Raw genomic sequence first — 16,301 nt, 5'->3', positions numbered from 1 at the left:
ATGGCTCAAAGCTATAGCGTTTGATTATGAGACTGGGCGAGAAGGGAAGAGGTAAGCCCGAAAAGATTCGGGCTAGAAAATTTACAGAGATTGGCTTTCGCCCGTATGTACGCCCTTCATCGAACGACCTGAAGGATCCGCATTATTCTTAAAACTTTCATCCCATTCCAGCGCTTCTACTGTGCTACAGGCAATTGACTTGCCTCCGGGCACACAGCGGGCGGCGCTTTCCTGCGGAAAGTAGCCTTCGAATATAGTGCGGTAGTAGTAACCTTCCTTTGTATCTGGCGTATTTACCGGAAAGCGAAATTCTGCGTTAGCCAGTTGCTGATCTGAAACCTCAACTTTTACAAAATCTCTGATGGAATCGATCCAGGAGTAACCTACACCATCACCGAACTGCTCTTTTTGACGCCATAATACTTCAGCGGGCAAGGTTTTATCGTCATCAAACGCTTTGCGTAGAATCCACTTTTCCATTTTGCCGCCCAGGCACATCTTATCCTGAGGATTAAGACGCATGGCAACATCCATGAAGTTTTTATCCAAGAAAGGTACGCGTGCTTCCACTCCCCAGGCACATGTAGCTTTGTTCGCGCGGGCGCAGTCAAACATGTGCAGGCGATCAAGCTTACGCACGGTTTCTTCGTGGAATTCTTTTGCGTTTGGCGCTTTGTGAAAATACAGATAACCGCCAAATATTTCGTCAGCGCCTTCGCCTGAAAGCACCATTTTTATACCCATTGCTTTTATCTTACGGCTCATAAGATACATAGGTGTAGCAGCACGGATAGTGGTGGTGTCGTACGTCTCCAGGTGATAAATAACGTCGCGTATGGCGTCAAGACCTTCCTGAATGGTAAAGTGAATTTCGTGATGCACCGTACCGATCATATCCGCGACTTTTTTTGCTGCTTTTAAATCTGGCGCGCCTTCAAGTCCGACCGCAAAGCTGTGCAATCGCGGCCACCACGCCTCAGACTGATCTTCATCTTCAATACGCTTAGCTACATATTGCGCTGCCACTGCAGATACAAGAGATGAATCCAGGCCACCCGAAAGCAGTACGCCATAAGGGACGTCTGACATCAAATGCGTTTTTACCGCTTTTTCAAATGCTGCTTTCAGTTCGGCAAGATCGCTGGTGTTATCTTTAACTGCATCAAATTCCATCCAGTCACGTTTATAATACCGGGTGACTTTACCGTGCTTACTCCATAGATAATGTCCAGGAGGAAACTCGCTAATAGTTTTACAAATGGGAGCCAACGCCTTCATTTCTGATGCTACATAGAAATTTCCATGTTCATCGTAGCCGGTGTACAGAGGGATAATTCCCATATGATCGCGAGCAATCAGGTACGCATCTTCTTTTTTATCGTACATGACAAAAGCAAACATACCCTGTAGATCATCAATAAAGTCGATGCCTTTTTGCTGGAACAAGGGCAGGATGACTTCACAATCGGAGCGAGTTTTGAATTCATATGGCTCTGGCAGGTTTTGAGCCAGTTGTTTGTGATTATAAATCTCCCCGTTCACTGCCAGAATAAGTTGCTCATCCTGACTTACCAGCGGCTGTGCGCCAGTGTCTACATCAACAATTGCCAAGCGCTCATGGCAGAGGATGGTATTGTCATTATTCCAGATACCCGACCAATCAGGGCCACGGTGACGTAGCAGCTTCGTTAAATCTAACGCTTGGGTTCTGAGTTCAGACACATCGGTTTTGATATCAAGGATACCGAAAATACCACACATAAAACGGATTCTCTCTTATAGATGTTAAAAAATAGGATTGTTTTTTCTGTCGAATCCCCTTTTTTGAGATAGCGGGAGATAAAATTATTATTGGAATATAACAGTCCACGTCTATTGAATTTGCCAGCCTGAGAGAAAAATGCAAGTAGATTCTTTGGTTATTTTCAAATAACTCATAACCACAATAACAATTGGCTTCTAAGCATAAACGTCAGCTATTGCTGACGTTTATGGGTACTTTTTCAACAACTAGTTTTGGCGCTGAAATTCACTCGTTGAATTCCACTGCGGCCAGCTATCAGCGTTGGCGACATTTACACCTACATCAAACAACAACTGTGCATCCTGAGTGATGCCAGATAAATCCCAATTATCGCGATACTGATCGCACACCTGATGATAACAGCCTCTAACAATCACATTCATACGCTTACGGTACTTCGCGGTTTCGTCATCTGAGGGCTCGCTACCGGCTTCCGTGTACAGAGCTGGAATTCCTTTTTTAGCGAAGCTGAAGTGATCTGAACGATAGTAGTAGCCCGCCTCAGGGTGCTCTTCTTCAGTAAGATTTCGCTCCTGTCGCTTTGCCGCTTTCTCCAGATAATTTTCCATCTGCGACTTACCCGCTCCCACTACGGTAATATCCTTGGTTTTCCCCAATACATTCATCGCGTCCATATTTATATTGGCTACGGTTTTATTAAAGGGAATAATGGGATGATCCGCATAATATTTTGACCCAAGCAAGCCTTGTTCCTCAGCCGTCACAATAAGGAAAGTAATAGAGCGATCAGCGCGTGGCGATAATTTAGCAAAAGCCTGAGCCATGGCAATGCTGGCGGCTGTTCCGGTAGCGTTATCGTGAGCGCCATTATAAATTTGATCACCTTTTAATGATTCATCTTTGCCTAAGTGATCCCAGTGCGCGGTATAAATAACATGTTCGTCTGGCGTCTTGGCGCCTGGCAGCGTGGCGATTACATTATAACTCTTAGATTTTTTAAAGTTGTTTTTTACAGTAACAGAAGCCTTCACGTTCATAGGCTGAGAGTAAGGACCTTGTGCGGCTTTGGCTTTTTCTTCTTCAAAATTCATATCGGCATCAGCGAAAACTTTTTTGGCGGCATCGAGTGTTAGCCATCCTTCTACTGCCACACGACTGGCGCCGCCATCACCGGTAACCAAACCATATTGCGGCCCACTCCAGCTATTGGCGACTACCGACCAAGGATACGATGCTGGTGCCGTTTCGTGGACTATAAGCGCTCCAGCTGCCCCTTGTCTGCTGGCTTCTTCGTATTTGTAGCTCCAGCGACCGTAGTAGGTCATCGTGGTGCCCTGGAACTTGCCGTTATCTGGATTTTCAAATCCGGGGTCGTTGACCAGAATGACCACAGTTTTCCCCTTTACGTCGATGCCTTCGTAGTCATTCCAGTTATATTCTGGTGCATTAACACCATAACCGACGAAGACCAGTTCAGAATCGTCCAGATTGACCGTAGATTGCTCACGTCTGGATGACGCCACCATGTCGTCTTTATAGTTAAACGTATTGTCGCCTATGGTCATTTGCATGTCAGGATTGGCGGTAATCTCCATTAGCGCCACTTCCTGAAGATAACTTCCTTCATTTCCTGGCTGGTAACCTGCCGCTTTAAATTCTTGCACTAAGAAATCGGTGGTTTTTTTCTCACCAGCTGTGGTGGGAAGACGGCCCTCAAATTCATCAGATGATAAGGTTTTTAACGGGGCCCGAATTTTCTCATCGGTAATTGATGCATAAGCTTCGTCAAAGTTAGAGACAGTTTCTGCTGCCGGTTTGTTTTCCACTTCTGATGTATTTGTAACTTTACCATCGCTACAAGCACTCAGCCCTATTAGTGCCGGAAACACTAGTGGCAAAAGAATTTTTTTCATTGTTAGTCTCTGTTGCTCTACAATAGTTTTCCAGTATAGAGAAAAGCCTAAGACGAACCAACACTTACTATGAAATCTACCGCAGAAGGCTGCCAGATCAGCAACGCGATGAAGAGCGCGGCGCCACCTGTAAAGGCATTGCTTAAAGAAACGGGTTTAGCTACTTTTCCACACTTTCCTTCAGCTGATGAGCTAAATGTTATTGCCAATACAAGCAGCTTTAACGGGGTTCCAACACAGTTTCAGGGGCAGTCCTCATTTTCAGAGCAAGATAATCGTTATTACGAAGAAATTATTGCGGCTACGGGACGCGTTCCAACACGCGAAAAATGCTGGCACGACTTGTTCAATGCGTTGATCTGGATACAGTTTCCGCAGACAAAGTTATTGCTTAACCGTTTGCATATGGCAGACATTCAAGAATTTGGCCTTCACCCGCGTACGGCAAGGCGCAACCGGTTAACGCATTTTGATGAGTGCGGCGTGGTGTTGGCGGTGCCGCAGCAACATTTAGCAATTGCTAATTGGCTGCTTTCTCAACTGGCGACGCATCAATGGGAGACCGTGTTTTTGGATTATCGTGAAAAGTGGGGAACTGCAATTTTGCCCTTCATATTTGGACACGCTAATTTAGAAATGATGTTAACGCCTTTTGACGGACTAACGGGAAAATGGGTGGCAGTCAAGGTGGCAAACGATTTTGCCACTCTGCCTGTTGAAATACAGCGTCTACGGCTTGATGAAGCGCTGTTAAAACGAGTCGGCCAACTTGATAACTTTCTGCTGCCGCATATACTCAGACCACTTCCTTTGTTGGGGGTGCCTGGCTGGCACGACGCTCAAACACCCTGCTATTATAAAAATAAAGACTATTTCCGCCCCCAGCGCCCGGAAACACCGGCCACTGAGCAATTGCCTTTAATCTAACTAATAACAATAATAATCCAGACGCTCCAGATAATGACGTAGGGAGCGACACCGATAATTGTAGCTTTTTTCGTGGTGAACGATGTCCACTGTTTAATACCTACCACGGTAAGATAAATACCCCATATATTATCCAAACGGAAAGATTGGGCGAAACCGTACCATGAGGAACCCATGTCCATGCCAAACACGTAAGCGGCAGACAGGGGGGCAAGAACCGACGGATAGAGTTGATGATCATCGGCCAGTAGTATCAGAAACATCGCAATCAGGCTGTTAATTACTGTGGGCATGGCCGCCCACCAGGTAAAACCGTACCAGTCGGTAAAGCCGTGAAGATTGTCTTTGTCTGCTTTAGTCGCAAGATTCAGATAAACGGCCACTAGAGCGTTAATAGCAATAAATCCTATGACTGTTGCCGAGAGACCAAAAATCATCGCTGAATTGAGTGTCATATTCTGTCTGAACTGCTCTTGTTCAACTGGACTCAAATCGCCATACTGCGAGTGCATAATCTGGTCCGCATACCAGGAAAAGTCTACAAAATTCAAATAGAAATAGGTAGGGACGATAGCGAGTACTATCACAATAAAAAAGGGAAACCATGACCAATTATCTTTTTCCGCTACGGCTCGAAATACGCCATTGGGGCGGAAAAAAATATCATTGCAAGCCTGCAACGGGTTACTTACATTATGCATTCACTGATCCTTGTTAATTTGCCGTAAACTGCTGTAGCTTAAATATATTAGCAGCTTTAGTAAAATATAAAACTGTACCTGAAACATCTTGACGCAATTAAGCTATATGGTTGTAATTAAAAATTAATAAAGTATTCGTTGGCCATGGCGATTTCGCGACTGATGATTAAACAAAAGATGAAGGTTTGTTAGTGGAAATGCTGGAGCTGATGTTCTCCAGCAGAGCTAATTACGCCGGTTTGACGGCTTTTATAGAGGGAATTTTATCTTATCTTCGCCGTTGATGAATTTGTGTTTGCTCATGCGCTTACCGTGGGCAGTTGCCCTCCAAAGGAACAGAAGGAAGAGGAAAGGGAATGATAACGATATCGCAGCTTGCGAAGAAATTTCCAGTACAAAATCCCAAGAAATTAAGTGAGCAGGAAAAAAAGGATCCGCGACTAAAAGGCCGGTTCTTTCATTCGGTGCAGAACGTTTCTTTTCGTTGTAACGCTGGCGAAGTATTAGGACTGTTAGGACCCAATGGCGCTGGTAAAACCTCTACATTGCGTATGCTGTCAACAGCGCTCACCCCTGACAGTGGCGAGATTTGGATTGATGATATCAATATTCTGAAAAAGCCAATCGTTGCCAGACAAAAAATTGGCTTTTTATCTGGTACTACAGGCTTGTATGGGCGCTTAACCGGCCGTGAAAATATCACGTATTTTGGGCAGCTTCACGGCATGAGCAAAAAAGCCATTGATGATAAAATCCAGCAACTTGCAGATATATTGGATCTGCATAGTTTTCTGGACAGACGCAGTGAAAACTTCTCAACCGGGATGAAACAGAAAACGTCGATTGCCAGAGCCGTGGTTCATGATCCCAAAGTAGTCATTCTGGATGAGCCTACGACAGGACTCGATATTATGGCAGCGCAAACGGTATTAACGTTTATCCGCGGACTAAAAGAACAAGGCATTCCTGTAATTTTTTCCACCCATCATCTGGATGAGGTATCTGAGTTGTGCGACAAAGTGACAGTGATCAATCATGGCACTACTCAATTTAGCGATAGTCTGGATATTTTTCGTTCGTTGGCCCCCGGTTCTTTACATCAGGCTTTTATGCATACCCTTTACAAGGAGGTTTAATCATGTGGCTTGTTTTCTTAAAGGAATTAAAAGAGCTGTTGCGCGATCGCAAAACGATGTTTTTTATGATTGCCCTGCCTATTATTGTTTTTCCACTTATTATTGGAGTGGTTACTTATTTTTCAGGTAAAGCAATCAAAGATATTGAGAGTAAAGTGCTAACCTATTCAGTAGTAGGGGAAGAATTTGCGCCTAATCTTGTTAGTCAGTTAGCGGCGGCAAAAGAATTCCAACGGGTGGATCTGAAAGAAGAAACTGATCTTTCGCAATGGGTACAAAATGAAAATGCCGATTTTGTGCTTGTGATCCCCGACAACTATGGTGACAACCCTTTGACGAACGGCCAGGTTGTGCTGCAGCTCTATTTAAACGATGCCAAACTGAATATGGTGGAAAAGCGCCTCAGCCAGATTATCGACGAGATAGCGCTGAGTAATCAATCAGCGGCATTTACCCAGTTATCACTAACTGATGTTCAACAAAAAGCGCTGCTTGATCCCATTATTATAAACAAGGTTGATGTCGCCGATCAGCGTGAGAACTGGGGAGCAAAAATCGGTGGGATTATACCTTATTTGGTTTTTATTCTGTGTCTTCAGGGTTCCATGATCCCGGCTACGGATTTGGGAGCGGGTGAAAAGGAACGCGGCACTTTAGAAACATTGCTGATTTCTCCTATAGAACGCCACAAGCTGGTACTGGGCAAGTTTTTGACCATAGCTTTTGCAGGCGTCACTTCGGCTCTGGTTACTGTTGCCAGTATGGCAGTTTGGGGAATTGTACTTAGTCAGGGAATGGCAATAGCGATGGTTGCGGATTTTATGGGCGCCATCAGTCTTCTGGATTTCCTTTTGATGTTTTTGATGCTCATTCCGGTAGCTGCCATATTTGCCGCTGTGTTGCTTAGCTTATCAATTTATGCGCGAAGCTTTAAGGAAGCACAGGGCTATATGACACCTATGGTAATGTTTGTCATTGTGCCCGTAATTCTGGCTATGCTTCCCGGCGTCGAACTTAAGGGAGGATGGGCGTGGGTGCCGCTAACCAATGTAGCGCTGGCAATAAAAGAACTGATAAAAGGCACCATGGACTACGTGCAACTGGTGGCTATCCTTGGTTCTACAGCAGCCATAGCTATAGCAGCATTGGGATTTTGCGTGTATTGGTTTGATAAAGAAAAAGTGTTATTTAGGTAATCTGCGCTGAAAAAGGAAACGCCGGCAGTGTTGCCGGCGTGAAGGTAGCAGGTTATAGAAGCTTAAAAGTAGGTCAGATTCAGCAAAACCAGAACGATCGTGCTATACGTTAATGAGATGGGCAGACCGATTTTGATGAAGTCTTTAAAGCGATAGTTTGCCGCGTTAAACACCAAAAGATTAGTTTGGTAGCCATACGGCGAGACGAAGCTGGCACTGGCAGCAAAAGCGACTGCAAGTGCAAATGGCATCAGCGGCGCTCCAATGATCTCTACTACGCCATATGCAAAGGGGAACATCAGTGCTGCGGCAGCGTTGTTAGTTACAAATTCGGTTAGTAATAAGGTGGCAATATACACCACTGCTAAGGCCACGAACCAGTTCGTATCCGAAAGGTAAGGCATTAGTTGTGCGGTGGTAATGCCGATAACACCCGAATTTTCAAGCGCTGTAGCAAGGCTTAATGCCCCCACAATCACCACAATCAGATTTAATGGTAAATTACGTTTAAGCTCACCGTCAGAAGTTACTTTGCCCGCAATTAATAAAGCCGCGAAAAACAATAGGCCGATTCCCAGTGAAATAATTTCAGCCGCAGCTAAACCAACTACGGCTAAAAATCCGCCCAACGTTATCCATTCCTGACGGTTATTTAAAGGTCTGGAGATTTTTTGCTCGGATAGTATAAAAAAGTTTTTTGACAAATTTTGCCGTGAGTGGAAATCTGGTCCTGCAGCCAACAATAAGAAATCTCCGGCTTGCAGTTTAATTTCTCCCAGTTTTCCTGATAGCTGCGAACCATCTCTGCGAATAGCGACGACCGCAGCATCAAACAAAGCTCTAAACCCAAGCGCTTTAATTGTCTGACCAATTACCTGCGCCCGATTCGCCACAATGACTTCCGTAATATTCTCGCGCAAAATGCCATCTGCTTCAGCAAAGGTAGTAAGGCCGCGAATGTGACTTAAATTGTCCAGCTTCTGCACATTGCCAGAGAAAATCAGCTTATCTCCCTCCAGAATAATGAGATCAGGTGAGACTGGCGTAATTAACTGACCTTCTCGTACTACTTCCACAAGAAAAAGCTCAGGAAGATTGCGAAGATGATTTTCTTCAACAGTTTTACCGATTAGTTCGGAATTTGACTCAACCTCTGCTTCTACAATGTACGCCCGATAATCACTCTTTCTGCTGGCGATAGAGGGTAACAGAGGAGAGACAAAATACATTAAGACGCCACAGCTTAATCCGGCTACTAATCCATACAAGGTAAAATCCCAGAAACCGAAACCGGGATGACCGTGCTCTTGAAGAAAGCTGTCGACGATCAGATTAGTTGAGGTACCAATTAGGGTAACAGTACCGCCTAATATTGCAGCATAAGACAGCGGAATAAGTAAGCGTGAAGGGGGATGGTACTGGTTCTGTTTGACGGGGCCTATAAGGCTCGCGACGATTGCCGTGTTGTTCAATAACGCAGAAGAAAAAAACGTTAGCATAAATAAACGCCAGTAAGAGGCAGAAAAACTGGCCGTAACCAGTTTTCTGCCAAGACGCTTAATCAACGCAGTCTTATCTATGGCGCCACTCACTAGTAACAATAATACCAGCGTAATTAAGCCCTTGTTTGTCAGATTTTGCAGGACATCGTCAAAACTGAGCTGTTGTGTGACCATTAAGCCAAGGACAGCGAGGGCAAAAATAGAAGCAGGACGCTGATTCGTAAAAATCAGCGCAAAAATGGTGCCGAAGAACGCCGACAGCACCACTAACTGGTTTACATCCATATTGTCCAGTCCTGTTCCTACATCTTACTGAGATCGAGAGCGTTCCAATGAGGGAAGTGCTTCAGTACCAGTTGATTGAATTCTAATTCGAATTCGGAAAAGTCAGGAGTCTCATGCTGTGCATCTCTGGCTAATACATCCAGGATCATACCCGCACCGACAGTACCATTGGTCAAGCGGTCAATAACGATAAATGCACCGGTAGCACGATTACGTGCGTAAGCGTCACAAGCAACAGGTTGGGTAAACTTAACATCAACTACCGCTATTTCGTTTAAGTTTAAATGCGCTCCACCTTTGTGTTCCATCGTGTTCACGTCAATTTGATATTCAATATGAGCAACCGATCCAGAGGTGGTTTTAGTGGCAAACTTAAAGCTGTATTGCTTGTTCGGCATCAAGGGTTCGTCAGACATCCACACCATGTGCGCTTTAAACTGCGTAGACAGCAGTGGCAGGTTGTCTGCTTTTACAATCATATCTCCTCGGGAAATATCAATTTCATCTTCCAGAGTGAGCGTGACTGCCTGAGGAGTGTAAGCACGTTCAAGATCGCCATCAAAGGTGACAATCGATTTAACCTTGGATGTTTTCATTGAGGGTAGCGCTGTTACCTGATCGCCGGGTTGTATTTCTCCTGATACTACGGTGCCGCAGAAGCCGCGGAAATCAAGGTTAGGGCGGTTAACATACTGGACTGGAAAGCGGAAATCTTCAGTATTGCTGTCATGAGCAATTTCGATAGTTTCCAGCAATGACATTAGTGGTTCACCTTCAAACCACGGCGTATGCTCACTTTTGTTAACAACGTTATCGCCATCAAGGGCTGAAAGAGGAACAAAACGTATGTCCGGGATATTCAAATTTTTAGCGAACTGCAAGTAGTCTTCACGAATCTCGTTATACACTTTTTCGCTGTAATCCATTAAGTCCATCTTGTTTACAGCAACAATAACGTGCTTAATTCCTAACAGACTGGCGAGAAAAGAGTGACGTCTGGTCTGCGTTTTGACACCGGCACGGGCATCTACCATTACAATAGCAAGATCACACGTCGACGCGCCCGTTACCATATTGCGAGTGTATTGCTCATGCCCCGGAGTATCAGCAATAATAAATTTACGTTTGTCGGTTGAGAAATAGCGGTACGCGACATCGATAGTGATACCTTGCTCCCGTTCAGACTGCAAACCGTCAACCAGCAGAGCCAAATCTACTTTTTCACCGGTAGTGCCCATTTTTTTGCTGTCTTTAGTAATAGCAGCAAGCTGATCTTCATAAATCATTTTTGAATCGTGAAGCAAGCGGCCAATTAACGTGCTTTTACCATCATCTACGCTCCCGCAGGTTAAGAAGCGCAGGAGGTCTTTTTGTTCGTGTTGCTCAAGATATGCAAGGACATCTTCTTTTAATAAACTGTTTTCGCTATTCATGCTTATGCGCTCACAAGAAAAAATGGGTTCAATACAGACTCTTTTTGATTGTACGTAAGAGCTTCGGCGGCAGGATCCAAAGGATTCTCCGGGTCCAGAACGGTGACTTTTGCGCCTGCAGCACTAGCTACAGCGTGGGCTGCACCGGTGTCCCATTCAGAAGTGGGGCCAAGGCGTGGGTATAAATGCGCCTCACCTGTGGCGACCAGACAGAGCTTCAACGAACTGCCCATGGCAACCAACTCAGTTTCTCCATCGAGTTGGTTAAGAAGGTGCTTGATCTCAGGGCTCTGGTGAGAACGACTGCCCACGATTTTCCAGGTTTCTCCGGGTTGATGCGTACGGGCTGAGATCGTACTGTAACCTTCGTCAGTGTGAATCCACGCGCCTTGACCTTCAATACCAATAAAGGTTTTTTCAAGAACTGGAGCGTAAACCACGCCCATTATCGGCTTACCATTATCAATCAACGCAATATTGACGGTAAACTCACCATTTTTCTTGATGAACTCTTTGGTGCCGTCTAACGGATCAACCAACCAATACTGATTCCAGCTTTTGCGTTCTTCCCAGGGAATATCCGCTGACTCTTCTGAAAGAATCGGCAATTCAGAGATTTTTTCCAGTTCTGCCACGATGCAATTGTGGGCAGAGAGGTCAGCTTCGGTTAGCGGGCTGGTATCTTGTTTTTCATAGACAGCAAAATCTTTGTTGTAGATTGCCATAATGCTGTCGCCAGCTTTTCGTGCTATTTGCACAATTTGCGCAGCTAGAGGATCGGGGAGAGCCATTACACAAGTCCTTTTTCTAATAGCAAATTAAACAAACGCTCCGCTGTCTCTTCTGCTTTTTCTTCGCGATACGTTAAGTGAATCTCTGGCGAAGAAGGAGCTTCATAGGCAGAATCGATACCCGTAAAATGTTTGATTTCGCCGTTTCGCGCTTTTTTATAAAGACCTTTAGGATCGCGTTGCTCGCACACTTCCAGCGGCGTATCGACAAATACTTCAACAAACTCCCCCTCACTAAGAAGGCTTCTGCAAAATGTGCGATCAGCTTGAAACGGAGAAATAAAAGCAGTGAGAACGATAACGCCTGCATCGACAAAAAGTTTTGCCACTTCACTGATACGGCGGATATTTTCCACTCGGTCTTTATCACTAAAACCTAAATCGCCGCACAAGCCATGCCGAATATTGTCGCCATCTAGAAGGTAAGTGTGCTTACCCTGCGCATGCAGTTTTTTCTCCAGCAAATTAGCCATGGTCGACTTGCCAGAACCACTTAAACCGGTTAACCATATCACGCGGGGTTGTTGGTTTAAGCTGTCAGCACGAGTGACTTTGTTCACTTCGTGCTTATGCCAGACAACATTGGATGACATTAGAAATACCCTTCCATTTTCTTTTTCTCCATAGAGCCAGCACTATCGTTATCTATAACGCGACCTTGGCGTTCTGAAGTTTTGGTCAAAAGCATTTCCTGAATAACTTCGGGCAGCGTTGCAGCTGTAGATTCAACAGCGCCGGTTAAGGGATAGCAGCCTAATGTACGGAATCTGACAGAACGCATTTCTGGTGTTTCGCCTTCCATTAGTGGCATGCGGTCATCATCAACCATGATTAACTGGCCGTCGCGCTCTACTACCGGGCGAGGCTTCGCCAAATACAGTTGCGGGATATCGATGTTTTCTAAATAAATATATTGCCAGATATCCAGTTCTGTCCAGTTTGACATAGGGAACACACGAATGCTTTCACCTTTATTAACCTGCGAATTGTAGATATTCCAAAGTTCCGGGCGTTGATTCTTCGGGTCCCAACGATGGTTGCTGTCGCGGAAAGAATAAACCCGTTCTTTAGCACGGGATTTTTCTTCATCGCGACGTGCTCCACCAAATGCGGCGTCAAACTGAAACTTGTTCAGTGCCTGCTTTAAGGCGGCTGTCTTCATAATATCAGTATGTTTAGCACTGCCGTGCGAAAACGGACCGACACCTTGTTCAACACCTTCCTGGTTGATATGAACCAGCAGATCAAAACCATATTTTTTCGCTTGCTGATCGCGAAACTCGATCATTTCACGAAATTTCCAGGTGGTGTCGACGTGTAAAAGAGGAAAAGGAATTTTGCCAGGAGCAAAGGCTTTGCGGGCCAGATGTAAAAGCACCGAGGAATCCTTTCCAACGGAATATAGCATCACCGGATTATCAAATTCAGCGGCAACTTCACGAAAGATATGGATACTCTCGGCTTCGAGTTGTTTCAAGTGCGTAATAGACGGTATTTCTGCAGTCATTGTCGAGTCCGATAGTTAGGTTATATACGAAACGATTATATATATAGAACCTTAGCATATTTAGATCAGGAAGGCGTATGCTATTTAGCTATTTCAAATACCGGTTTTATTACCGGCGATAATATCGTAGTGAAAAGAAAAACGCCGCGCATTCCGCGCGGCGTAGTTAAACGGTACTAACGACTATAGCTCTTGTTTAAGTTTCAGCTTAAACGCATCGAACGTCTCAACGACACCTTCACGAGGTTCGCCGGAATTACTTAATATCCATATTGTCAGGCTGGATAAAATAAAGCCAGGTACAATTTCGTACATCCAATTGCTAAGCGTTTGGCCATCTATTGTCAATGGCAGGTAAATCCACAGTAGTACCGTTACTGCACCTACCACCATACCTCCCAACGCTGCTCTGCGAGTCATATTACGTTTGAAAAGGCTGAACAGAACAAGAGGCCCGAATGCTGCGCCAAAACCTGCCCACGCATTACTGACTAAAGTAAGAATGGTACTGTTGCGATCGTAGGCAAGGTAAATAGCGACCAGCGCTACTAAGATAACTGAAATACGCCCTGCAAATACCAGTTCCTTATCTGTCGCATCTTTGCGTAAAAACGCTTGATAGAAGTCGCTGGTTAGCGAGCTGGAAGTCACCAATAACTGCGACGAAATGGTACTCATAATTGCAGCCAGAATTGCTGCTAACAGGAACCCGCCAATGAGTGGATGAAACAGGATTTGGGAAAGATAAATAAATACCGTTTCTGGATCGTTTAACGATATGTTGTCGTGTCCAGTGATATACGCCATGCCAAATAATCCGGTGGACAGCGCTCCAATAATTGAAACAATCATCCAGCTCATGCCGATATTTCTGGCTGTAGGTACATCCTTTACTGAACGAATGGCCATAAATCTCACAATGATGTGAGGTTGCCCAAAATATCCCAGCCCCCAAGCCATCATTGAGAAAATAGCAACATAAGAGAGCGAGCTGCCAGTATCAGCATCTGCAAAGGGGTTAAATAACGCGGGATCTACTGCCTTTACCGCATCTACTGCACTGTCAAGACCCCCTAACTCCATGATTACCACTACTGGCACCATGATAAGGGATACAAACATAATACAACCCTGTACGAAGTCGGTCATACTTACGGCCATAAACCCGCCAACCAGGGTATAGGCAACCACTACGCCAGCCGTTACGTACAGGCCAACTTCATAACTAAGCCCAAAAGAGGTCTCGAACAACTTTCCACCCGCTACGACACCTGATGATGTGTATAAGGTGAAAAACACTACGATAACCACCGATGCAAAGACGCGAAGAACGCGGGAGGAATCAGCAAAACGGTTTTCAAAATAATCGGGCAGGGTAATGGCATTGTTTGCTACTTCGGTGTAAACCCGTAATCGTGGAGCAACCAGAAGATAATTTGCCAATGCTCCCAAGGTTAAGCCGATTGCAATCCAACCTGCAGATAGCCCGGAGACATACATGGCACCGGGTAAACCCATCAACATCCAGCCACTCATATCCGACGCTCCAGCGGACAACGCTGTGACTGCCGGACCCAACTGCCTGCCACCCAGCATATAACCTTCTACATTGGTATCGGTCTGCCGATAGGCGAAAAGTCCTATTCCGAGCATAACCAGAAAATATAAACCTAATGAAATTATTGTGCCTGTTGCCATAAATCCTTCCTTTTTTCTTTCATGCTAACAGGAACGTTCCCAAGTCTCTATGGCAATATTAAAATGGCCGAGGGTGGTAAGGGAGATCTGTCGCGCTAATCGATATTATCTACAGCTATGGCCAGAATTAAGAATATAAACCTACTTCGGCGGTTTTCGCCATGCGGCTAAACACAATCCACGTATATTCATAGTTAAGTAGAAAATTGAAGACTTTTCTTTACCTTACTTTTTAGAGGCTCAAGATCGGCGTTTTTGTTTCCTACCACCAAGATGTTGGTATTTTGATATTCAAACCCGCTGCCTTGATACTTGTTGTCGGAAAACTGACTGGGTAAATCCATGTTTTTATGTTGAGGAACAACAAACACCGACATCTTTCCTTGCGTCGTACTGACAATCAGATGCAGTGCCTGCACCTGATTTAGATGACAGTAATTGGCCACTTCAACATCACCAATATCAGCCACAAGATGTGCGCCGAACCCCGCCAGCTTGGCGTTTATTTGCCCCTTACTCACTGGCAAGGCTGAATGAGGCGCTTCCAATTCAGCGTATCGCATGTGGGCTAAGGCTTGACTACCGATATCCAAAGGCTGTTGTTGATACCAGAAGGTAAAGCCAATTCCAACTGAAAACGCCACAGATGCTGCTAAAGCAATGTACCAGCGACTGCGCTGCTTATGTCTCGCAAAATCCCGCGTGGTTTGCTGCCAGATCAATTTGTACGCAAAATCATCAGGGACCGGAACATCTGCAACCTGATGTAGCTGGGCGTTTAATTTCTTTAGCTCGTTCCAGAATGCTTCTTTAGAGATATCATTCTTTGCAGCTTCGACGACTTCTGTATCTGTCGTGAAGGGATTGGCGTAGACACGGCGTCTGAACTCCAGCTCATCCATTATTACGACCTCGTACTGTAGGTTTTTCTTCAAGAGCTTCTTTAATTTGTTTGCGGGCACGGAAAAGTCTGGTCATTACGGTGTTTTTATTAAGATTAAGCTGCTCGGCAATTTCCTCACCGCTATAACCAAAGAGTAACTGCAGCATGAGAGGCTCACGATATTCTTCAGTAAGTCCTGCTAATAGTTGATGTAACTCGCGGTGCTCTAGTGCGTTTTCACTTTTTGCATCTTCATCAAATACGTCTATTCCTTCAATATCGACAGTTTCTATCCGTTTGCGTTCAAAACGGCGGGCATTTTCCCGTCGCACGATAGTGATTAACCAGGATTTTGCAGCCTTTTCATCATTCAGTGAATCCAGCGAACGCCAGGCTCTTAAAAAAGTCTCCTGAACAATATCTTCAGCCACTGACTTATCTTTTACCAGCCAGTAAGCGTACCGATAAATATCAGCATGAAAGGCATGAACCAGTGCTTCGTAGCGTTTTTGTTTTTCTATCATGCTAATAAGACCGGAGGATCCTTTTTTTATTTCGCTACCT

Annotated in this window: 14 protein-coding genes; 3 read left to right on the top strand and 11 right to left on the bottom strand. The window is 45.0% G+C overall.

Features of this window, described 5'->3' with window-relative positions; translation table 11 throughout:
* Nucleotides 1–81: 81 nt before the first annotated feature.
* Both asnB and CA267_RS03325 read right to left on the bottom strand, forming a co-directional pair.
* Nucleotides 82–1,761, bottom strand: coding sequence for an asparagine synthase B (gene asnB / locus CA267_RS03330; protein ID WP_075608798.1), 1,680 nt, complete (start codon nucleotides 1,759–1,761; stop codon nucleotides 82–84).
* Between the two features lie 249 nt (nucleotides 1,762–2,010).
* Nucleotides 2,011–3,678 carry a M28 family metallopeptidase gene (locus CA267_RS03325; protein WP_075608799.1) on the bottom strand — a complete coding sequence of 556 codons (1,668 nt, stop codon included), beginning with the start codon at nucleotides 3,676–3,678 and terminating at the stop codon, nucleotides 2,011–2,013.
* 69 nt (nucleotides 3,679–3,747) lie between these two features.
* On the opposite strand from CA267_RS03325, the gene CA267_RS03320 reads away from it, so the two are divergent.
* Nucleotides 3,748–4,605, top strand: coding sequence for a DUF3025 domain-containing protein (locus CA267_RS03320; protein WP_075608800.1), 858 nt, complete (start codon nucleotides 3,748–3,750; stop codon nucleotides 4,603–4,605).
* Here the strand turns inward: CA267_RS03320 and CA267_RS03315 are convergent.
* Nucleotides 4,602–5,306, bottom strand: a complete 705-nt coding sequence (locus CA267_RS03315; protein WP_075608801.1) for a Yip1 family protein — start codon at nucleotides 5,304–5,306, stop codon at nucleotides 4,602–4,604. The genes CA267_RS03320 and CA267_RS03315 overlap by 4 nt on opposite strands.
* Before the next feature lie 356 nt (nucleotides 5,307–5,662).
* Here CA267_RS03315 and CA267_RS03310 point away from each other — a divergent pair, with 356 nt between their 5' ends.
* Both CA267_RS03310 and CA267_RS03305 read left to right on the top strand, forming a co-directional pair.
* Nucleotides 5,663–6,442 (top strand): ABC transporter ATP-binding protein, encoded by a 780-nt coding sequence (locus CA267_RS03310; protein WP_075608802.1) that lies wholly within the window; start codon nucleotides 5,663–5,665, stop codon nucleotides 6,440–6,442.
* A 2-nt stretch (nucleotides 6,443–6,444) separates the two neighbouring features.
* Nucleotides 6,445–7,638 (top strand): ABC transporter permease, encoded by a 1,194-nt coding sequence (locus CA267_RS03305; protein ID WP_075608803.1) that lies wholly within the window; start codon nucleotides 6,445–6,447, stop codon nucleotides 7,636–7,638.
* Nucleotides 7,639–7,700: 62 nt separating this feature from the next.
* On the opposite strand, the gene CA267_RS03300 is transcribed toward CA267_RS03305, so the two are convergent.
* The 8 genes from CA267_RS03300 to CA267_RS03265 all read right to left on the bottom strand — a co-directional run bounded on the left by CA267_RS03300 (nucleotide 7,701) and on the right by CA267_RS03265 (nucleotide 16,261).
* Nucleotides 7,701–9,425 (bottom strand): SLC13 family permease, encoded by a 1,725-nt coding sequence (locus tag CA267_RS03300; RefSeq protein ID WP_075608804.1) that lies wholly within the window; start codon nucleotides 9,423–9,425, stop codon nucleotides 7,701–7,703.
* Nucleotides 9,426–9,442: 17 nt separating this feature from the next.
* Complete coding sequence (gene cysN / locus CA267_RS03295) at nucleotides 9,443–10,858, bottom strand: sulfate adenylyltransferase subunit CysN (protein ID WP_075608805.1); 1,416 nt, start codon at nucleotides 10,856–10,858, stop codon at nucleotides 9,443–9,445.
* Nucleotides 10,859–10,860: 2 nt separating this feature from the next.
* On the bottom strand, nucleotides 10,861–11,649 hold the full coding sequence (cysQ, locus tag CA267_RS03290) for a 3'(2'),5'-bisphosphate nucleotidase CysQ (protein WP_075608806.1): 789 nt from the start codon (nucleotides 11,647–11,649) through the stop codon (nucleotides 10,861–10,863).
* Entirely contained in the window at nucleotides 11,649–12,242 is a 594-nt protein-coding gene (gene cysC, locus CA267_RS03285; protein ID WP_075608807.1) for an adenylyl-sulfate kinase, read from the bottom strand. The genes cysQ and cysC overlap by 1 nt, the downstream gene beginning before the upstream one ends.
* Entirely contained in the window at nucleotides 12,242–13,156 is a 915-nt protein-coding gene (gene cysD, locus CA267_RS03280; RefSeq protein ID WP_075608808.1) for a sulfate adenylyltransferase subunit CysD, read from the bottom strand. The genes cysC and cysD overlap by 1 nt, the downstream gene beginning before the upstream one ends.
* Before the next feature lie 183 nt (nucleotides 13,157–13,339).
* Nucleotides 13,340–14,854 carry a sodium/proline symporter PutP gene (gene putP / locus CA267_RS03275; RefSeq protein ID WP_075608809.1) on the bottom strand — a complete coding sequence of 505 codons (1,515 nt, stop codon included), beginning with the start codon at nucleotides 14,852–14,854 and terminating at the stop codon, nucleotides 13,340–13,342.
* A 194-nt stretch (nucleotides 14,855–15,048) separates the two neighbouring features.
* Entirely contained in the window at nucleotides 15,049–15,756 is a 708-nt protein-coding gene (locus CA267_RS03270) for a DUF3379 family protein (RefSeq protein ID WP_075608810.1), read from the bottom strand.
* Nucleotides 15,749–16,261 (bottom strand): sigma-70 family RNA polymerase sigma factor, encoded by a 513-nt coding sequence (locus CA267_RS03265; protein WP_075608811.1) that lies wholly within the window; start codon nucleotides 16,259–16,261, stop codon nucleotides 15,749–15,751. The genes CA267_RS03270 and CA267_RS03265 overlap by 8 nt, the downstream gene beginning before the upstream one ends.
* Nucleotides 16,262–16,301 lie beyond the last annotated feature (40 nt).

The organism is Alteromonas pelagimontana, from assembly GCF_002499975.2.
Taxonomy (GTDB): Bacteria; Pseudomonadota; Gammaproteobacteria; order Enterobacterales; family Alteromonadaceae; genus Alteromonas; species Alteromonas pelagimontana.
This window is presented reverse-complemented; position numbering and strand designations above follow the sequence as displayed.